Source organism: Streptomyces sp. SCA2-17 (genome assembly GCF_044336695.1).
On sequence record NZ_CP117521.1, the window covers coordinates 80,919 to 99,131 of the forward strand.

General features: G+C 69.8%; 18 protein-coding genes and 3 pseudogenes. 15 read left to right on the forward strand and 6 right to left on the reverse strand.

Annotation, left to right across the window (positions count from 1 at the left end):
- Positions 1–208: 208 nt before the first annotated feature.
- On the forward strand, positions 209–736 hold the full coding sequence (locus PS271_RS00335; protein ID WP_398378979.1) for a glutathione peroxidase: 528 nt from the start codon (positions 209–211) through the stop codon (positions 734–736).
- Positions 737–821: 85 nt separating this feature from the next.
- Here the strand turns inward: PS271_RS00335 and PS271_RS00340 are convergent.
- Positions 822–977: pseudogene (locus tag PS271_RS00340) on the reverse strand (aldo/keto reductase); the annotation flags it as partial.
- 1,263 nt (positions 978–2,240) lie between these two features.
- Between PS271_RS00340 and PS271_RS00345 the strand changes: the two are divergent.
- The 5 genes and pseudogenes from PS271_RS00345 to PS271_RS00365 all read left to right on the forward strand — a co-directional run bounded on the left by PS271_RS00345 (position 2,241) and on the right by PS271_RS00365 (position 4,637).
- Positions 2,241–2,729 carry a phage capsid protein gene (locus PS271_RS00345; protein ID WP_398378981.1) on the forward strand — a complete coding sequence of 163 codons (489 nt, stop codon included), beginning with the start codon at positions 2,241–2,243 and terminating at the stop codon, positions 2,727–2,729.
- Between the two features lie 572 nt (positions 2,730–3,301).
- A complete protein-coding gene (locus tag PS271_RS00350) occupies positions 3,302–3,559 on the forward strand; it encodes a hypothetical protein (protein ID WP_398378982.1) in 258 nt (85 codons plus the stop codon).
- A gap of 241 nt (positions 3,560–3,800) precedes the next feature.
- A complete protein-coding gene (locus PS271_RS00355; RefSeq protein WP_398378984.1) occupies positions 3,801–4,151 on the forward strand; it encodes a peptidoglycan-binding protein in 351 nt (116 codons plus the stop codon).
- Positions 4,144–4,335 (forward strand): annotated as a pseudogene (locus PS271_RS00360) (hypothetical protein). Before PS271_RS00355 ends, PS271_RS00360 begins: the two are co-directional and overlap by 8 nt.
- Positions 4,332–4,637, forward strand: coding sequence for a hypothetical protein (locus PS271_RS00365; protein WP_398378986.1), 306 nt, complete (start codon positions 4,332–4,334; stop codon positions 4,635–4,637). The pseudogene PS271_RS00360 and the gene PS271_RS00365 overlap by 4 nt, the downstream one beginning before the upstream one ends.
- Before the next feature lie 56 nt (positions 4,638–4,693).
- On the opposite strand, the gene PS271_RS00370 is transcribed toward PS271_RS00365, so the two are convergent.
- A complete protein-coding gene (locus PS271_RS00370; RefSeq protein WP_398378988.1) occupies positions 4,694–5,269 on the reverse strand; it encodes an HD domain-containing protein in 576 nt (191 codons plus the stop codon).
- A 21-nt stretch (positions 5,270–5,290) separates the two neighbouring features.
- The gene (locus PS271_RS00375; RefSeq protein WP_398378990.1) at positions 5,291–6,445 is read right to left on the reverse strand and encodes a helix-turn-helix domain-containing protein; all 1,155 of its coding nucleotides are present in this window, start codon (positions 6,443–6,445) and stop codon (positions 5,291–5,293) included.
- A 960-nt stretch (positions 6,446–7,405) separates the two neighbouring features.
- Between PS271_RS00375 and PS271_RS00380 the strand changes: the two genes are divergently transcribed.
- The 3 genes from PS271_RS00380 (at position 7,406) to PS271_RS00390 (ending at position 10,079) form a co-directional block, all read left to right on the forward strand.
- Positions 7,406–7,633: a DUF7848 domain-containing protein gene (locus PS271_RS00380; protein WP_398378992.1), complete on the forward strand. Its 228-nt coding sequence runs from the start codon at positions 7,406–7,408 to the stop codon at positions 7,631–7,633.
- A 290-nt stretch (positions 7,634–7,923) separates the two neighbouring features.
- On the forward strand, positions 7,924–8,943 hold the full coding sequence (locus PS271_RS00385) for a radical SAM/SPASM domain-containing protein (RefSeq protein WP_398378994.1): 1,020 nt from the start codon (positions 7,924–7,926) through the stop codon (positions 8,941–8,943).
- Positions 8,940–10,079 carry a methyltransferase domain-containing protein gene (locus tag PS271_RS00390; protein WP_398378996.1) on the forward strand — a complete coding sequence of 380 codons (1,140 nt, stop codon included), beginning with the start codon at positions 8,940–8,942 and terminating at the stop codon, positions 10,077–10,079. The genes PS271_RS00385 and PS271_RS00390 overlap by 4 nt, the downstream gene beginning before the upstream one ends.
- A 418-nt stretch (positions 10,080–10,497) precedes the next feature.
- Here PS271_RS00390 and PS271_RS00395 read toward each other — a convergent pair whose 3' ends face one another.
- On the reverse strand, positions 10,498–11,232 hold the full coding sequence (locus PS271_RS00395; protein WP_398378997.1) for a dienelactone hydrolase family protein: 735 nt from the start codon (positions 11,230–11,232) through the stop codon (positions 10,498–10,500).
- A 512-nt stretch (positions 11,233–11,744) separates the two neighbouring features.
- Here PS271_RS00395 and PS271_RS00400 point away from each other — a divergent pair.
- Positions 11,745–11,855, forward strand: a pseudogene (locus PS271_RS00400) (glutathione peroxidase); the annotation flags it as partial.
- Between the two features lie 85 nt (positions 11,856–11,940).
- Here PS271_RS00400 and PS271_RS00405 read toward each other — a convergent pair.
- Positions 11,941–12,993 carry an aldo/keto reductase gene (locus PS271_RS00405; RefSeq protein ID WP_398378999.1) on the reverse strand — a complete coding sequence of 351 codons (1,053 nt, stop codon included), beginning with the start codon at positions 12,991–12,993 and terminating at the stop codon, positions 11,941–11,943.
- Positions 12,994–13,087: 94 nt separating this feature from the next.
- Between PS271_RS00405 and PS271_RS00410 the strand changes: the two genes are divergently transcribed.
- From PS271_RS00410 to PS271_RS00420, 3 genes are all read left to right on the forward strand, one after another.
- A complete protein-coding gene (locus tag PS271_RS00410) occupies positions 13,088–13,708 on the forward strand; it encodes a TetR/AcrR family transcriptional regulator (protein WP_398379000.1) in 621 nt (206 codons plus the stop codon).
- 121 nt (positions 13,709–13,829) lie between these two features.
- A complete protein-coding gene (locus PS271_RS00415) occupies positions 13,830–14,489 on the forward strand; it encodes a dienelactone hydrolase family protein (protein WP_398379001.1) in 660 nt (219 codons plus the stop codon).
- 201 nt (positions 14,490–14,690) lie between these two features.
- Positions 14,691–15,101, forward strand: a complete 411-nt coding sequence (locus PS271_RS00420) for an ATP-binding protein (protein ID WP_398379002.1) — start codon at positions 14,691–14,693, stop codon at positions 15,099–15,101.
- A gap of 92 nt (positions 15,102–15,193) precedes the next feature.
- On the opposite strand, the gene PS271_RS00425 is transcribed toward PS271_RS00420, so the two are convergent.
- Entirely contained in the window at positions 15,194–15,646 is a 453-nt protein-coding gene (locus tag PS271_RS00425; protein ID WP_398379003.1) for a hypothetical protein, read from the reverse strand.
- A gap of 117 nt (positions 15,647–15,763) precedes the next feature.
- On the opposite strand from PS271_RS00425, the gene PS271_RS00430 reads away from it, so the two are divergent.
- On the forward strand, positions 15,764–16,867 hold the full coding sequence (locus PS271_RS00430) for a polyprenyl synthetase family protein (RefSeq protein ID WP_398379005.1): 1,104 nt from the start codon (positions 15,764–15,766) through the stop codon (positions 16,865–16,867).
- Positions 16,868–17,000: 133 nt separating this feature from the next.
- Entirely contained in the window at positions 17,001–18,110 is a 1,110-nt protein-coding gene (locus PS271_RS00435; protein WP_398379007.1) for a PP2C family protein-serine/threonine phosphatase, read from the forward strand.
- The last annotated feature ends 103 nt before the right edge of the window (positions 18,111–18,213 follow it).

Sequence of the window (18,213 nt, forward strand, 5' to 3'; positions counted from 1 at the left end):
GGAGGGCTCGTCGGGGCACGATCTCAACCAGGCCTTCCGGCTCCTCGACTCGGACGCCCTGCGCGGGCAGGAAGCGGGGGCGGCCGGGGCGGGGCGGCCAATGCCGCTTCCTCGCCGGCCGCCACCGCCCCGCCGGGCAGTCGTAGGGCACGGAAGCGGCAAGGGCGCGCGCCTCCGGCGGATGCGTCGCGGGCATACTGGGCCGCGGATGACCCGACCTGATCATGCAGAGACCAAGGAGCACGACGTGTCCGTCCACGAAGTGGAAATCGGCGCCCTTCAGGGCGGCCCCGCGAATCTCGCGCAGTACCGCGGCAAGGCCGTCCTGATCGTCAACGTCGCCTCGAAGTGCGGCCTGACCCCGCAGTACGCGGCGCTGGAGAAGCTGCACGCGGACTACGCCCCGCGCGGCTTCACCGTGCTGGGCGTGCCGTGCAACCAGTTCATGGGGCAGGAGCCCGGATCCGCCGAGGAGATCGCCTCCTTCTGCTCGGCCACGTACGGCGTGACGTTCCCCATGACCGAGAAGACCGACGTCAACGGCGCGGGCCGGCACCCCCTGTACGCCGCCCTCGTCGGCACGCCGGACGCCGAGGGGCACAGCGGTGACATCCGCTGGAACTTCGAGAAGTTCCTCGTCGGCGCCGACGGAAGCGTCGTCGCCCGCTTCAGCCCGCAGACGGAGCCCGACGCCCCCGAGGTCCTGTCGGCCGTCGAGGCCGCACTGCCCGCCTGACGGCGACCGGTACGAACAGGCGAACAGACAGACCGCCGGCCCGTCCTTGCCCGCCGCCCTTGACCGGGCAGCGGGCAAGTCCGCGTTACGCGCTCTCCGCGCGCCGCAGCGGGTGCGGGTTGAGGCGGGTGAAGCCTTCCTGGCGCTCGTAGGGGAAGTAGGGGTACGGGGCCTCCTTGGCGCTCGCCGCGTCGAGCCGTGCCACCTGATCGGCGGTCAGGTTCCAGCCGACGGCACCGAGGCGCCCCATCCGAGCTGATCATCGTCAGTGACCAGACGCTCGAGATGATCGAACGCGACTGCCTTGGACCGCTCCAGGACGAGGCGCTTTTCGGGCCCGTCGCCAGGCAGATCCGGCACACACACGGCGCGGCCACAGCAGTCGTGCTCGGCCGCATGGTGCACCTGATCGGCGCGAGCGACAGCCGCGTCGAGGGCCGGCCTCAACCCCACGCCGGCCGCACTCGCCGCCGCGTACCCCTGCTCGCCCGCCGACGCTTGCCATGAGCTCTTGACCTCATCAACTCGCAGGGGTCACACGGTACCCCTGCCCGACAACGGCGCCATCTGGCCCCCGAACCAGCACAGCGCCCCGTACCGCGAGATGCGCATCGCCGATGCCTGGTACTCCGGCGAGCGGAACCGCCTCACCACCATCTGCCGAGGACAGCAGCACCGCGAGGACAGCCGCCGCCGGCTGTGGGCCCGTCACGCAGCCCGGCCGGTACGACACCCGTCTACACATCCTGTTGCCCGCGGACCTCGCCGCGAGCCCCTCTGATTTGCTGTTCAGCGAACCGTCGGTGTCACCGTGTCCGATCTGGATACAGGCGCGCCTCGCCGAGATCACCGAGGCCGGCGGCATCGCGAGCGCCCTTCTTGAGGCCGCGGAGGTGGGGGCCGCGCTGGGCGGCTCTTCCTGCGCGTCACCTGGGATACCGCGCTAGCGCCCCAGCCGCTGCTCACCACGATTCACCCCGACCACGCCGCCCCCGAATTCCAGTGGGGGCATATGACAGCAATTACGTTCTGGCGTGAACTTACGGGCGACTCCGAAACCGTGTGCCGCCACCTTGAGCGGCATGGAGCCGGGCACATCGTTCACAGCCTCTCTACCAGGCCACCGCCGACAACCTCGGCACCCGCGTGCCGCTCACCAAGCACCTCGAAACCGCCGGCCTTGCCGACTCCCTCGGCCCCGAGGGCGATAGCATCCCGACCGGCTGACCGCCGCATACGTGCCGAACATCCGGCCCAACAGGCGCCCACCGCCGATCCCCGTTCGGACGCTCCGATTTCCAGGGCGCCCACAATCGGTTCGACGCGCTCGACGAGACATGGAGCAGTTGGCTCCGCGACATCAGGCTCCGCCCGCGCGCGGCTGATCGTCCCTGACGATTACCTGCGCAGCAACGGCGCGGGCCGGGGCGCGAGCTTCGACGATGACCGCGAAATCCGGCAGTCCCTCGCTATTCCGCCGGGCGACCCCGGCGGCGGCATCACCTTGTCGCAGTTCGCCATCCGGGTGGATGAGCACGAGCGCACCACCGCGGCCATCATGCGGCAGGCGGTGGAGCTCGCCGGATACTCCGCGCAGTTCTTCGGCATGGGGGAGGCCACCGCAGCGACCGCAACCGAGGTCACCGCTCCCGAGCGACGCAGCGTGATCACGCGCGACAAGAAGGCTCGTTACTGGGCGCCGGCACTGGCCGATATGCTGCTCGTCATGCTCGAACTCGACCGGGCCCTGTACACCCCGGCAGTGACACCGGAGCGCCCGACGATCGTGTTCGGTGACTCGGTGAGCGAGGCCCCGCAGAGCGTCGCGCAGACGCTCACCCTGCTTCAGGAGGCGCAGGCCGTGAACACCGATACGAAGGTACGGACCCTGCATCCGGACTGGGACGACCACGACATCGCCGAGGAAGTCACACGCTTCCTCGCCGAGTCCGGACAGACAGCACCCGACCCGGTGGGGAGCTTCCCACTGTAAGAAAAGCGGGCCGCCACATGGCGACCCGCTCTCTGGTGACTGGTGGGCAGACCACTTCCAACCGCCTGCCCGGTAACTGTTGGCGGCTCATAGATCCGCCATGGAATTGAGTCAGGCGACGACTAGCGCTAGAAAATCGCCGAGTGCCTCAGGGTGGTAATTACCTACAGTTATTTAGCGAGACGCTGGCACACCGTCTCAACCTGCTTGATCGAATGCTCAGCAGCTACACAACTTTGATCGACCTTGATCACGCCGACTACCGCGTGATACGTGATGGTCACCAGGGAGTTGGTGATGCCCGTGAGATAGAAGGCGATCACAACGGACGTAAGCCACCGACTTGTGCCAGGTGTGGTGGGCGCCCCGCCGCGGCACCCTCGGAACGCGTCACCTACGCACCTCAGTAGCCGCCGGGCCCACCTATGACCGGATTCGGGCGAACTTCTCATCTCTGCCTCCAAATAGGTAGTTGAGTGTTGTCACACGCGTCAAGCGTGTGAACCAGCAGCTTCCCAACATGGGCTAAGCGCCTCAAGCGGTATGACCAAAGTGCAACCGGAGGTGTTGGCATGCCCATCAACCCCCGCATGGTCGAGTACCTCGCCGCGACGCCGGCCGACCTGTACGCCGATGTCGACCGCCTGTCGCTCTTCGACGGCCCAGCACACGTGGCATACGCCCGCGCAAGCGACAACCTGATCAGGTTCTGGGAAAACGTCTCACCGCGGGTGACCTTGAGCGAGTTCCCCGGGCAGATGACCGGCGTCGCCAGCGACGCGGCAGAGATCGCCCGCCGCGCCGCCCACGACCAGCGCCGCAAGCGCTGACTACCCGGAGGACCTGCGGCGTAGCACGCGATGCGCGGCTACGCCAAGGCTCGTCCGCTTACGACCGCCCCAGACGACGGCGCGCCTCACTCAGACGCTCCTTCTCCTCCGGGCTGGTAGCTCGCCCCACGACGAGCTGACGGGCACCTATGGTGAAGGAGTCTGCGTCCGCCAGAGCCTGTTCTGCGGGCTCAGGAGAGACAAGGGGACGTCCGACAAGATCGACCCGCGCGGGTTCTCCATGCAGATGATGCGCGAGCGGATCGACCGCCGGCTCGGCCACGATCCCGACGCGGATGTGCCGGCACCGACGCACGAACCGTTCCCCGGCGTCGAGCCCTTCAAAATCTACCCCTGGAGCCCCATCGTGACCGCCGTGCGCCGCCGCCTGGTCGAGCAAGGGTGTTCGACCTACGCCGACGGTCCCAGGCCGCAGTGGGCCCCGGCCGATGTCGCGTCCTTCCGGCTGTGGCAGAAGAAGCTCGGCGACGACACGAAGTGCTACGACGGCTCCCCGGCCGGCGCAGCCGGACGCCCTCAGGGTCCCCAAGGCACCCCGGCTCTTCCTGAACGGAGACCCCCCCTTGACTGACACCGCACAGCGAACCGTCCGCACCGTCATCCAAACCGCCGTCGCCCTGGCCCTCATGCTGCCCGCCATCGTCGATGCCTCCGGCCCTCGCATCCCTGCAGTGGGTCGTCGGCGCCCTGGCCGTGGCCGGCGGACTTACCCGCGTCATGGCCTTCCAGGCGTACAGGCCCTCTTGCCCCGATGACTGCGCACCGACCCTGCCCCCTGACCCCATGGGCAAGGGGACCGTGTGACCGACCCGACCCGAGCGACGTCGCCCTCGAACTGGAGCGGCTCCGCGGCGTCGTCGAGGTTGGTTTCGCCCGCGTCGACGGCTCCCTCGCCCTCCTGGTCCAGCGGTCCGACCAGTCCGACGCCCGGCTAGCCGACCACGAGGCCCGCCTCGACACCCTCGAACGGGCCCGGTGGCCCCTCCCATCCCTCGCCGCTCTGGTCAACCTCGCCGCAGTGATCGTCGCCGTATGGCAGGCAACCCTCGCCCACTGAAACGACTCGCCCCCGCACCGGCCTGTGGCCGGTGCGGGGGCGCTTTTGCGTTGCCGCTATGGCAGGTAGACCCGCTGCCATTCAAGGGAGGACATGGTCTGTGCAGCGTCTGCGAGTGCGATCGCAGACGCTGTCTTCAGCTTGGCCCGGGTGCTATCGACCCATTCCTGAGCGTTGCTGTAGCCCTGTTCCAGGTACTCCAGGCCCTGGATCATGCATTCGAGCTTGTCGGCGTCATGGGCGATCACGACCTCCGGCGAGTCGCCGGTCTCGTACTCGTCCACGACGGCCTGAATACCAGCCGCGACCTTCGGGTGAGCCTCGGCTACCTGATCGGCGGTAACCGCTTCGTTCTTAGATGCTTTCAGGTAGCGGCGGCCAACCCAAGGGATATCGCCGACACGGGTCTCCTGGGTGTCGTGGAAGGTACACAGAAGCGCGACCTTGGCTGGGTCCGCCCCTTCCATCATCGCCAGGACAGACCCAATGATCGCGGTCCTGAAGCTGTGCTCGGCGATCGTTTCGGGGTCCTTGACTCCCGCGATCCACCAGCCCGAGCGCTTGGCCCGCTTGAGTACACCCATCTCCATGAGGTAGCTGACGGAACCCTTGGCGTGCTGATCATCAGTCATGCGGCCTGTCCTTCCGATGGATCAATGGGTGCTCAGCCTTAGACCGTAATACACCTGGTCAAGCTCACGACGGGCTTGCTGCGACACGGCGCCGCTGTCGAGTAGACACGCGACCCTGCGCCGCAGGTCATCCGTCAACCCTTGGTCGGCGCTCGGCAACCCGGGGCGATGAGCGAGCAGTGACCAGACGGAGTGGATGTTGAGGTCCACACAACCAAGCGCAGGGTCGAGCCGATCGGCGATGCTTCGGAGGAGGGCGCTAGCATCCCATCGCCCCGGGGACTGGTCTGCCATGAACGAGTCATCCGACCGCGGCAGGGTGTCCAGCCCCAGCCAGTAGGCCCAGTAGTTGAGGTTCGCTCTTTCCCCTACGTCATCGTTCATGCCTTGCTTGATGAAGTCATGCAGCAGATCAAGGTCTCCGTATCTGGTGAGGGAAGTCGCCAGAGACCGGGTATCAGCCCATCCAGGTGACCACGAAGCACGATCGAATCGCACGGTCTTGCGACTCTGTATGTGTGCGAGCCAGTCACGGGTATCAGGGGCTGTGTCATAGCTGCACAGGTAAAGGGCCTGCCGGCGCAGCAGTGCTCCGTCTTCGCCCGCGTGATCGGCCAGCTCGGCTGATCGCCTCATGCGGGAGAAGAACTGAAGGCGCTCGGCGCCCGTCAAGAGCGGCGAGTCTGGAGACGGGCCGCGGCGACGTGGAGCGTCGACTGGAGTGGCCGGGAGCGCCGCCGGCGGGGTGCCGGTCAAAGCCCAGGCGATCATGTGGGTCGTGGTGCGGTTGAACACCCAACAGGCCAGTGGATGAGCGGCAGTGGTAGCCGACGAGGGCTCACCGCTCAACGCGTGCGCGATGATCGAATCAGCGTCCATCGCATCGTCGAGCAGTACCAGGAGGGCCGGGTGGGCGCCTCTTCTAAGTAGGCGCCGCCGAAGGGTCAGGAGATGCGAGTAGGGAACAGCGGTTAAGGGGCGTCGCCCTGACTCCCACCCCTGCACAGTGGTTGTGTCCACCCCTAGCAGTTCGGCGAGCCGCACCTGAGTCATGGGCATGCGCTCGCGAATGATCTTGAAGAGGTGTCCAGTGACGGCGCCTTCGTGCGGTCGAGTTCGCGAACGCTGACCGGTGGTCAGTGCTTCCTGCCGTCCTGCTGACCGTGCTGGAGTCATGGCCTGCTCCCCGATCGCCTGGCCTCAAGTAACCCGTACCCAGTGTCAGTTCTTTCACCAGCGCGCTCGCCGTAGGTTCGGAGCAGACGACGACTTTGGCGGGTGTGCGTCGAGCTTAGCCGTGCGGAGTGATTGAAAAAGTGGACCGCCACCTTGCTGCCCGGAAGATCACCTACTCCAGTTCGTAAGCGGGTACCTATGACTGACTCCAGACACGACAGATCACCGGGGGCCGCAAGTCCTCAACCACAGCCTTCGGCCAGCGCACGGGCCTCCCTCGTCCGTGTCACCGCCTACAGGGCCGACGGCGCCCTCGTGGTACGCCGGGATGGCAGCCCGGAAGTGATCTCTCTACCGCACTCGTCCGGACCGGCCGGTATCACCGTCGGTAAGGAAGTGGCCGAGTGCCCTGAGTGCACCCGCCTGAACGCCGATCGACGCCGGGCGTGGATGACGAGGGACTGGGGCCTTGAGGAGCGGTCCCGCATCGCCTTTCACCGGCATTGGGGAGCGGTGCACCGTGGCCAGAGGTAGACCACGGAAGATCAAGTTCACGGCCGCCGGATGCCACACCTGCGGCACGATTCGCGCCGTTCAGCACCAGGCCGCTCTTCAGGGTGACGTGGCGAACGCAGCAGGCAACCATCGTCCGCGCCTACCACGAAAGGCAGGTGCACCATGGGTGACACCGAGGAACCCCCCCGTCGGCAGCGAGCAGCGTCCGACGTTCGTCGTATCCCGGCGCGGCACCGTGAAGTGGTCGCCGAACATCGGCGACTTGGTCACCGACACGTCATGCGACCGCGTAGGTAAGGCAGTCGGCTGGGACGGCGAGACCGTGAGCATCGCTCCGCTGGATGGCGGGGAGCCGTGGCACACCACCACATACCGCCCCGCCACCCCTCATGACCGACTCAGGGCCCGCGTCTCGGTGATCAATCGAGACCGCCGGGAGCACTCGTGGTAACCCGCGCCAAATTCCGCCACGCCACCCACAAGATCACCACGCATCTCGACACCGTGACATACGGCGCTGACTGCCTCGGGTGCACCTGGAAGATCAAGGGCAAACCGGTGCCCGACCCCGTACAGCTCGCGTGCATGCAGCACGCCGCCATCAGCGGGCACACCGAGTTCCGAACCATCTGCCAGGGCCTGTCATACGTCTTCCGGAAGGACGCACAGTGAGCCGGCACCGCGCCGCCCACTCCCGACCCTGGGCCAGCTGGGGAGACATCAGCCAGACGCTCATGGTCGGCCTGGGCCTCGTGTCCGCATGCTGCGCCGTGATCTGGCTCGCCGTCCACGGAGGCCCGAGCCACCCCTAGATTCCGCCCTCTCCCGGGTGTCACCTCCCCACACCCCTACCCCGGCAGAGGGCGGGAACCACACCCGCCCCGGCGCACGGCTCAACGTCCGTTCCGCCGGGGCGGGTTCCCACCACACCAGGCGCACCACCGGACACAGGAGTGGTACCCATGAGCGTCGTCACCCCTGAGACCGGCAAGCCCATCACTGCCCTCGCCGGCATCCGCTCTGTTGAGTTGGAGATCACCGGAACCTGTCAGCTCCAGTGCACTCACTGCTGCACCGACTCCGGCCCCAAGGTCGGCCCCGGCGCCATGACCCATCACGACTGGCAGCAGGTCATCGCCGACGTGGCGGCCCTCGGCATCCCCACCGTCCAACTGATCGGCGGGGAACCGGCCCTCTCGCCCTATCTTCCCCACTACATCGCGCAGGCCCTCGACGCCGGCGTGCGCGTCGAGGTGTACAGCAACCTCACCCACCTCCGCCCCGCCGTGTGGGCCGCCCTCGGCCGCCCCGGCGTCCGCCTCGCCACCTCGTACTACTCCGACCAGGCCGAGGAACACGAAAAGATCACTGGGGGCAAGGGCAGCCACGCCCGCACCCGCGCAAACATCATCTCCGCGCTTGACCGCGGAATTCCCCTCCGCGTCGGAATCGTCAAGGTGCACGAGGGGCAGCGCGTCAAGGAAGCCGAGGCCGAACTGCGCGCCCTCGGCGTCCGCGTGATCAACATCGACAAGGCCCGGCCTATCGGGCGCGCCGCGGACCCCGCCGCCGGCGCACCCACCACCGCCGACTTGTGCGGACGCTGTTTCCGATACCGCGTCTCCGTCAATCCGGACGGAGCCGTATCGGGATGCATCCTCTCGCGCTTCCTCGTTGCCGGTAACGTCCGGCAGCAGCGACTCGTCGAGATCCTCAGCAGTGACCGATGGGAGGAGATCACCACGACCATTCCCATGCCGCGCGCCGCATGCGGGCCGGACGACTCCAACGACTGCGACCCGGCATCGACGGAAGCCTGCGACCCCGCGTACGAGGAAGAGTTCGCCCCAGCCACGGCGAGCGGTGCCTGCACGCCGGCCGACTCCAGCGACTGTGACCCCGCCTCGGCCCCGGCCTGCCTCCCGGCCTTCCCCAAGTTCGGCACCGCCCCCGCCCCAACTACCTTGGAGGCCACCGCGTGAACTGGCAGCACCACGCCGAAGCACTCGCCGAAGCAGTCACACACCGCTCGTCACGATGGCGCCCCCTCGTCGCCGAGACACCCCGGCACATCTTCATCCCCCGATGGTGGGAACGCGACGGCGACGCCTACACCCTGCGCACACCGCAGAGCGAAGACGAGTGGCTGCCGACCGCCTACGCCGACAAGTCCCTCGTGACCCGCGTCGGTCCCCTGCACGCCGACCACGCCCACCCCGACGACCGCCCGAAAGGCCGGCCGACGTCCTCGGCCACCTTGCCGGGCCTCGTCGTTAACATGCACCGGCACGCCTATCTCGACCCCGCCGACACGCTGCTGTACGTCGGCACCGGTTCGGGGTACGGAACCGCCCTCGCCGCCCGCTACCTGGCCCGTCCCGAGCAAGTGACGAGCCTGGACGTCGACTCCTACCTCGTCGAGGCCGCACGGAACCGCCTCGGCGAGATCAGCCTGCGCCCCCGAGTCGAGACCGTCGATGCAACCGGCCCTCTGCCCATCGAGCCGGGGTCCGTCGATCGCATCGTGTCCATGGTCTCGGTCCGCACGATCCCGCCGAGTTGGCTTGAGGCCCTGCGCCCCGGCGGCCGACTGGTGACGACCATTGCCGGGACGTCCCTGCTCGTCACCGCGGAGAAGAACGCGGACGCCGGCGCGACGGGCCGCGTGCAGTGGGACCGGGCCGGCTTCATGCCCGTCCGGCACGGCGAGGACTACCCGCCCGGCCTCGCCGCCCTGCTCGCCGCTGCCGAGCACCAGGACGGCGAGGACATCACCACCGGGCCGTACCCGGTCGTGAACGTCGAACAGGCATGGGACCTCGATTCCATGCTCAGCGTCACCGCCCCCGGCATCGTCCACCACTACCTCGAAGACGGAGACAAGCGAACCGCGATCATGGCCCACCCCGACGGATCATGGGCCCGCGCCACCGCAGCCGACAGCGAGCGCCCCACCGTGCACCAAGGCGGACCGCGGCGCCTCTGGGACATCCTTGACGAAGTACGCGCCTACTGGCTCAGTCACGGCGAGCTCCCCGTGCGGGGCGCCCGCGTCCTCATCGGCGCCGAAGGGCGCACGATCCTCGCCCGCGGCGGATGGCACGTAAAGCTCACCTGACGTGCCCGCACATGATGCGGCCCCGGCACTCCTTGGAGTGCCGGGGCCGCATCATGTGTAGGGTCTCGCCGCTCGTGGCATGAGCCGGACTCCTGACCAGCAGGCTTTCCGTTGTCTCACGGCGATGGCACAGGATTCAGTCTCACGAACCGTGGCACTTCCTCAGCACGCTTGTACGGACGGCGAGCGGCACAACCCGCTTGTCCTGTCGGACTGAGGCTGTCAGATGGTGGGCCATTGACGAGCTGGGATGCCACCTCGTTTGCGACCGCGGAGGCTCGGCGTTCTCAAGCGACCTGGCTTTTACGGAAGTCCCGTTCGCAATAGAGGCGGGCCACGACCATGGAGACAGCGGTGCGGACCGCCATGCCGTCTGCTGGTCGCGGCCGTTTCAGGCCTGGTTTCCCGGGCTGGAGCCTCAGCTGTTGGCCAGGGTGCGGTCCAGAAGGGGGAGCAGGCGATCCCAGTGGCACTTGAGCCCGGAGGCGCTAAAAGCGTCAGTGTCGGACATGGTGAAGCCGTGGATGGTGCCGGGGTAGATCTCGGAGGTGTAGCCGACGCCTGCCGCATCCAGGGCCTGGTTGAGCTCACCGAGGGCCTCAGGAGTCATGTCGCCTTCGGCGTGGCCGAGGTGGACCTGGGCGGTGAGCTTGGAGAAGAGGTCGGCCCCATCGACACCCACGGGGCCGTGGAACGCGGCGACGGCCGCTACCTGGTCGGGGTGGGCCGCGGCGGTGCGCATCGCGTAGAGGCCGCCTATGCAGTAGCCGGTCACCGCGACCGGTCCGGCGCCGACCTCGGGCTGGGTGGTAAGGAACCTGAGGTAGGCGTCGGCGTCGCTCAGGACACGTTCGGCGGTGTGCGCCTCGATCAGGGGCATTAGCTCGGCGAAGACCGCGGGCCGGACCTCTTCTCCGATGTACTCGGGAAGCTCGACCAGCGGTGCCGGGCCGTGCCGGTAGAAGGAGTTGGGGACGAGCACGTAGTAGCCGTGCCCGGCCAGTTCGCGGGCCATCTCCCGCAGCACGGGCCGGATGCCGAAGCCGTCCGCGTACATCAGCACCCCTGGGTGCCGCTTGCTGTGGTCGGGGAAGGCGGCGAAGGCGTCGGCCTGGCCGTCCGTGGTGGGAATCCGCAGCGTCTTGGTGGGCATGAATGCTCCTGTCGTGGTTGATGTGCAGAGCCTGTGATCAACACGACGGAGGCGGAGCCCGCGCAGCAGCGCAAGAGCATCGATCCAACAGCGGGCCCAAACCGGCCCGTACGGCGCTCAGAAGAGCCCCGGGTCACCGATCCGTGTGTGGCGCAAGGCCGTCCCGGTATTCATAGCCACCAGCGTAGCCCACCGGATACGAGCCGACGCCGGCACTCCAGACCGAGCGGATGCCTCGATTGGATGAGAACCAACACGCGCCGCATGCGACACAGTGAGAATCCGACAGCTTCAGTGCGACAGGACACCACCGAGTCTCACGAAGACGGCATAAGTGCCACCAATGTGCCATCAGGGCTGAGATTGTGCCGCGAAATCTGAGACCCCACATCATGCCTGGTCGGCGAGGATGTTATCGGCGCCCCGTCTGTAGTGCCCCTTGGATGCACTGACGTGCGATGGCGGAACGGCACAACGCCGAACAGGGGCGAAGTTCATCGGAGAAGAAACCCGAGAAGTTCCTCGTCGGCGCCGGCGGAAGCGTCGTCGCCCGCTTCAGCCCGCAGACGGAGCCCGACGCCCCCGAGGTCCTGTCGGCCGTCGAGGCCGCACTGCCCACCTGACGGCGGCCGATACGAACAGGCGAACAGACAGACCGCCGGCCCGTCCTCGTCCGCCGCCCTTGACCGGGCAGCGGGCAAGTCCGCGTTACACGCTCTCCGCGCGCCGCAGCGGGTGCGGGTTGAGGCGGGTGAAGCCTTCCTGGCGCTCGTAGGGGAAGTAGGGGTACGGAGCCTCCTTGGCGCTCGCCGCGTCGAGCCGTGCCACCTGATCGGCGGTCAGGTTCCAGCCGACGGCACCGAGGTTCTGCCGCAGCTGCTCCTCGTTGCGGGCGCCGATGATGACGGAGGAGACCGTCGGGCGCTGCAACAGCCAGTTCAGGGCGATCTGCGGGACGGTCCTGCCGGTTTCGCCGGCGATCTCGTCGAGCGCGTCGACGACGCGGTAGAGGAGCTCGTCGTCCACGGGCGGGCCGTAGTCCGCGGTGGCGTGCAGGCGGCTGCCGGCCGGGAGGGGCCGGCCGCGGCGGATCTTGCCGGTGAGCCGTCCCCAGCCCAGGGGGCTCCAGACGACGGCGCCGACGCCCTGGTCGAGCCCGAGGGGCATGAGCTCCCACTCGTAGTCGCGGCCGACGAGGGAGTAGTAGACCTGGTGGGCGGCGTAGCGCGGGCGGCCGTGCCGGTCGGCGGCGTCGAGGGACTTCATCAGCTGCCAGCCGGAGAAGTTGGAGACGCCGGTGTAGCGCAGCTTCCCGGCCCGTACGAGGTCGTCGAGGGTGGAGAGGACCTCCTCGACGGGGGTTCCCGCGTCGAAGGCGTGGAGCTGGAAGAGGTCGATGTAGTCGGTGCCGAGGCGGCGCAGGGCGTCGTCGACGGACTTGACGAGGCGTGAGCGGGAGGTTCCGGCGTCGGCCGGGCCGTCGCCCATCGGCAGCCCCGCCTTGGTGGAGAGGATGACCCGGTCGCGACGGCCCTTGAGGGCGGCGCCGAGCACCTCTTCGGAAGCCCCGGCGGAGTACACGTCGGCGGTGTCGAACATGTTGAGGCCCGCGTCGAGGCAGATGTCGATGAGGCGGCGCGCCTCGGCGGCGTCGGTGTCGCCCCAGGCGCCGAAGAGCTCGCCGCGCCCGCCGAAGGTGCCTGCGCCGAAGCTCAGCGCCGGAACCATCAGTCCTGAGGCGCCCAGTCGTCGGTATTCCATAGCGGTTCCCTTCCCCTCACTATTGGGACTTGCATCCCGTTAAGATGGGTTCACCGTAACAGAGGCCAGCCACTAATGGAATGGGAGTCCCGTTATGACCTCCAGCAGCGCCGACCCCGGCACCCTGCGCCCGGGCGGCCGCACCGCGCGCGTGCGGGCCGCCGTCCTCCAGGCCGCCGGGGACGCTCTGGCCGAGGGCGGGCTGGCCGGCCTGGACCTCGCCGACGTGGCCCGGCGGGCGGAAGTCGGCCGGACGACCGTCTACCGCCGCTGGGGAACGCCCGCCACCCTCGTCGCCGACCTGCTCGCGGACATGGCCGAGCAGTCGCTCCCCCGCACCGAGACGGGCACGCTGCTGGGCGACCTGCGCGCCAACGCCCGCCTCGTGCAGCGCACGCTGGCCGACCCCCGGCAGGGGGCGCTGTTCAAGGCGGTGATCGCGGCGGCGACCTGCGACGACCAGGCGGCCGCGGCCCTGCGCCGCTTCTACGACACCCGGGTCACGGAATGGGAGCCCTGCGCGCGGCAGGCCGTCGAGCGGGGCGAGCTGCCCGCGGGGACCGACACCCGGGAGGTCGTCCGCGCCGTTTCCGCCCCCCTCTATTACCGCCTGCTGACCACCGGCGAGCCGCTCGACGAGGCGGCGGCGGAGCGCGCCGCAGTGGCCGCAGCAGCCGCCGCGCAGGCGGGAGCCTTCGTCAGCGACGCCCCCTGAGGGCGCGAACGGCGGGGACCACGACCGGCCAGGCCTGCGCGACGGCGCCCGGCTGGTCGTGACGCCCGTACAGAGAGAGGCTGGAAGGGACCGGGAAACCGCTGGGAGAGGGTGGGTGCCGATGGCCTCCGAGGCAGTGCTCATCCCCGCCCACGACGCCGTGCTCGCCGGCGACCTCGCCGTTCCCGGCTCCGCCCGGGCGGTGGTGCTGTTCGCCCACGGCAGCGGCAGTTCGCGGCTGAGCCCGCGCAACCGGGCGGTCGCCACCGCGCTCCAGCACTCCGGCCTGGCCACCTTGCTGATGGACCTCCTGACCGAGCACGAAGAGGCCGTGGACGCCCTCACGGCCGGTCACCGCTTCGACATCGCCCTGCTGAGCGGCCGCCTGACGGCGGCGGTCGACTGGCTCGGCCACCACCCGGACACGGCGAGCCTGCCGGTGCACCTGTTCGGGGCGAGCACGGGCGCGGCGGCAGCGCTGACGGCGGCGGCCGAGCGGCCGGACCAGGTGCGCTCGGTGGTCTCACGCGGCGGGCGCCCCGACCTCGCGGACGAGGCGCTCAGCCGCGTGCGGGCGCCCGTCCTGCTGATCGTGGGCGGCGCGGACCACGAGGTGCTGCGGCTGAACCACGAGGCCGCGGCCCGGCTGCAGGCGCCCCACGAGGTCCACGTCGTCCCCGGTGCGACCCATTTGTTCGAGGAGCCGGGCGCGCTGGAGGAGGTGGCCGAGGTGGCAGGCCGCTGGTTCCTCCGGCCGCCGCCACCCCCTGACGGAGCGTGAGTACGGGTCGTGAGTACGGTCGCGAGCGCGGGTCGCGAGTACGGGTCAGAGTCGGGCCGAGAACGGTGAAGCTCTGCCCATATGCGGGGCTGTGAGGCTTATGCGTGTCCGGGAGGCCCCGCCGGTCGTTCTCGTGACGAGAGCCCGCTCGCATCCCACCCACGCACATCCCCGCCCGCTCGCATCCCCGGAGGAGACCCGATGCGCCGAGCCATTGCCACCGCCGCGCTGGCCGCAGCCGCCCTGACGATGGGATCGGCCGCCGCCTCCCACGCCGCCGACCGGCCGAAGCCCCCGGACCTCGGCGAGCTCGCCGCCGTCGACCCCGGCAACCTGGGCGACAGCGTCGCCGGAGTCACCCAGAAGGCGACCGTGCTCGCGGGAGCGTCGGGAGCCGAGCTGGTGAAGCAGGCCGTTCCCGCGGCGGGCAAGGCCGCCGGTGCGGCGGTGAAGAACACGACGGACCCGGTCCAGCGGACCATCGGCACCGCCGCCGGGGCCGCGGGCCGCAGCGTGGGCGACACGATGTCCGCGTCCGCTTCGCAGGCCAGGTCGGCACCCGGCCCGCACGCGGCGGGCCCGCTCCCGATCGCCGGCCTGCCGACGGGCTGACGCCTCGCGCGGAACCGCCCGCACCGGAGCCGTCCGCGTGCGGGCCTCAGCCCCGGCCCTCGGCGCCCGCCGCGACCCGGAGGCGTCAGGCCTCACCCGCGGGTCGCGCACACCACGAACGCCCGCATCGACTCGCTGCCGGTACTGGTGTTCGTGCCGCGCGTGACCCATTGCGGGCCCTGCGCAAAGGAGTCGGTGAGGTAGATGCGGTGCGCCGAGGTCTCGCCACCACCACCGACCGGCACGTGCCCGGCCGGACAGACCGCCACGGCGGGGGCATTCGCCCCCGGACCGACTTCGACGGGATCGCCGAAGACGTGCAGGAACCCCCCTGACTCCTCCGCCCCGGCATCGACGGCCTGCTGCGGACCCGCGTGGGGCGTGGAGGCGAAGCCCTGCGCCTTTTCGTGCTCGCTGTACGCGCCTTGCTCGCCGTACGCACCCTGCCCGCTGTGCGCACCTTGCTCGCTGTGCGCGTCGGCGGTCGCCACACCACAGACAAGGGCGGCCGCAGCCGCACACGCAAGGCTGGCGATACGTTTCATCCTGACCCCCTCAAACGCCCGGAACCACTGATTCCACAATGCTACGTAGAGTGTTGCGGCGGTGACAAGACGTAGTGACGGTCCCTCCCTTCCCGGACTGCTGGAAGGGTGGACCCCATGAGCACCACGAACCACCAAGCGCAGCAGGCGACCGCGGCCGCCGCCCGGGAGCGGCTCGCCGGATACCGGCGCCGCTTCGACGCCCGCTTCGAGGCGTACTTCGACTCCCTCGCCGGGACCCTGGACACCCCGCCGCTCAGCCGCTTCACCCCGCGCTGCCTGGGCCTCCTGCGGGACCTCTCCCTGCGCGGCGGCAAGCGGCTGCGCGTCGCCCTGCTGTACGAGGCGGCCCGGCTGGTGACCGACGAGGAACCGGCCGGCCTGGCGGAAGCCGCGCTGAGCATCGAACTGCTCCAGACGCACGGGCTGGTCCACGACGACATCATCGACGACTCCCCCGTGCGCCGCGGCGGCCCGTCCACGTACGACGCCTACCGCCGGGAGTTCCCCGAAGACCCCCGGACCGCGCTGGGCCTCGCCGTGCTGGCGGGCGATCTCGCCGCCTTCCTGTCGATGCGGATCCTGCTGGAGGGCGACGCGCCCGCCGCGCTCAAGCAGGCCATGCTGGAGGTGCAGTTGGGCGCCGGTGCGGAGACCGTCGCCGGCCAGATCGCCGACCTGGAACGCGACTTCGAGCTCCTGCCCTCCGAGGAACTGCTGCACACCGTCACCGAATACAAGTCCACCCGGTACTCCCTCCTCGCCCCCTTGCGGCTGGGTCTGCTGGCCGCGGGAGAGGACCTGGCCGGCCACGACGAACGACTGCGCCGGTACGCGACCCTGGCCGGCATCAGCGGGCAGATGCGCGACGACTACCTCGACCTCTTCGGCGACGAGCACACCATCGGCAAGTCCCCGGGCTCCGACATCCGGTCCGGGCGGCGCAGCTACGCCGTCCGCGCCGTGCTGGCCACCGCGACCGGCGCGGAGCGCGCGGTGCTGGAGTCCGCGCTGGGCGACCCGGGCTGCACGGCCGCCACGATCGACCGCATACGCGGCATCGCCCGGGACCGCGGCGCCGACGCCGAACTCCGCTCCGCCATGCGGCGCTACGCCGAGGACGCCGCCGCCGAGGCGTCCGCCTGGCGGCCGCACTGGCGCGCGGAAGCCGTGTCCTTCTTCGAAGGACTGCCCTTGTGGAACGTGCAGCGCACGCAGTGACGGCAGGCGGCATCTGAGCGCGGGGGCGCGCCGGGAACGGCTGAGCCATACGGGCGCCCCATGACTGGCAGCCCTCACCGGGCCCGAGGATGCTGGAGCGTGTCGTACGGCACGGGAGAGCGGGAGCGGGCACGTGAGGGCAGCGGGCACGGAGCGCACCACCGTCGGGCGCTGGTGCCTGCGCCACCTCCAGTGGCTGCCCGCCTTCCTGCTCGTCGGGGGCGCCGCTCTCGACTACAACACGCCTCCCCACTTCAGCGCCGAGGCCTTCTACACGGCCGCGCCCATGTCGGCCGCCGCACTGCTGTCGCTGCGGGCGACGATCCTTGCGGCCCTCGGCGCCTGCACGGCCGACATCGCGCTGCTGATCCACTTCGGCTTCCTCGGGGACTCGAGCGGGCGGAGCGAGCTGGCGACCGTCGCGACGGTCTCGGCCTTCGCCGTCGTCGTCAACCGCCTCATGTACTTCAGCGACGTACGGCTGCAGTCCGCGCGCAGGATCGCCCTCGCCGTGCAGCGCGCCGTGCTGCCGCAGCCGCCCGCCTCGATCGGGCCCCTGCGCATCGCCGTGCGCTACCAGTCGGCCGTGAAGGAGGCGCAGATCGGTGGTGACCTCTACGGCGTGCAGGACACCCCGTACGGCGTGCGGTGCCTGGTCGGTGACGTGCGGGGCAAGGGCATGGACGCGGTCAAGGCCGTGGACGTCGCCCTGGGGGTGTTCCGGGAGGCCGCCGACGACGAGCCCGCGATCACCGCGGTCGCGGCCAGGCTGGAGCGGGCGCTGCGCCGGGAGGCGGACCGGCGGACAGGGGTCGAGCGGACCGAGGGGTTCGTCACGAGCGTGCTGGCCGGCATCCCGCACTCCGGCGACGAGCTGCAACTGCTCAACCGCGGCCACCCGGCACCCCTGCTGCTGCACGGCGGGCGGGCGCGCTACGCGGAACCGTCCCGGCCCGCCCTCCCCCTGGCCCTGGCCGACCTGGGCGCCGCCGAGGACCGCACCGACACCGTGCCCTTTCCGCCGGGGGCGACGCTCCTGCTGTACACCGACGGCCTCACCGAGGCACGGGACCGCGCCGGGGTCTTCTACGACCCCGGCGCGAGGCTGTCCGGGCGGGAGTTCTCCGGCCCGGACGCCCTGCTCGACGCGCTCCTCGCCGATGTCGGCCGCCACACCGGCGGGCGCATCACCGACGACCTGGTCCTGCTCGCCATCACCCGCGACGGCCCGGAGGACGCCTGACGCTCCGCGGGAAGCGGAGTGCGTCATCCCCGGGCCGGTGGGGGCTGGCCGCGCAGTTCCCCGCGCCCCTTCGGGGCGCCGTCACTCCTGCGGGCGAGCCCTA

Coding starts and splice junctions, on each gene's coding strand:
- PS271_RS00355 (WP_398378984.1), top strand. CDS start 3,801: ATGCAGATGATGCGCGAGCGGATCGACCGCCGGCTCGGCCACGATCCC.
- PS271_RS00350 (WP_398378982.1), top strand. CDS start 3,302: ATGCCCATCAACCCCCGCATGGTCGAGTACCTCGCCGCGACGCCGGCC.
- PS271_RS00430 (WP_398379005.1), top strand. CDS start 15,764: ATGAGCACCACGAACCACCAAGCGCAGCAGGCGACCGCGGCCGCCGCC.
- PS271_RS00375 (WP_398378990.1), bottom strand. CDS start 6,445: ATGACTCCAGCACGGTCAGCAGGACGGCAGGAAGCACTGACCACCGGT.
- PS271_RS00415 (WP_398379001.1), top strand. CDS start 13,830: ATGGCCTCCGAGGCAGTGCTCATCCCCGCCCACGACGCCGTGCTCGCC.
- PS271_RS00425 (WP_398379003.1), bottom strand. CDS start 15,646: ATGAAACGTATCGCCAGCCTTGCGTGTGCGGCTGCGGCCGCCCTTGTC.
- PS271_RS00410 (WP_398379000.1), top strand. CDS start 13,088: ATGACCTCCAGCAGCGCCGACCCCGGCACCCTGCGCCCGGGCGGCCGC.
- PS271_RS00365 (WP_398378986.1), top strand. CDS start 4,332: ATGACTGCGCACCGACCCTGCCCCCTGACCCCATGGGCAAGGGGACCG.
- PS271_RS00370 (WP_398378988.1), bottom strand. CDS start 5,269: ATGACTGATGATCAGCACGCCAAGGGTTCCGTCAGCTACCTCATGGAG.
- PS271_RS00335 (WP_398378979.1), top strand. CDS start 209: ATGACCCGACCTGATCATGCAGAGACCAAGGAGCACGACGTGTCCGTC.
- PS271_RS00420 (WP_398379002.1), top strand. CDS start 14,691: ATGCGCCGAGCCATTGCCACCGCCGCGCTGGCCGCAGCCGCCCTGACG.
- PS271_RS00405 (WP_398378999.1), bottom strand. CDS start 12,993: ATGGAATACCGACGACTGGGCGCCTCAGGACTGATGGTTCCGGCGCTG.
- PS271_RS00395 (WP_398378997.1), bottom strand. CDS start 11,232: ATGCCCACCAAGACGCTGCGGATTCCCACCACGGACGGCCAGGCCGAC.
- PS271_RS00385 (WP_398378994.1), top strand. CDS start 7,924: ATGAGCGTCGTCACCCCTGAGACCGGCAAGCCCATCACTGCCCTCGCC.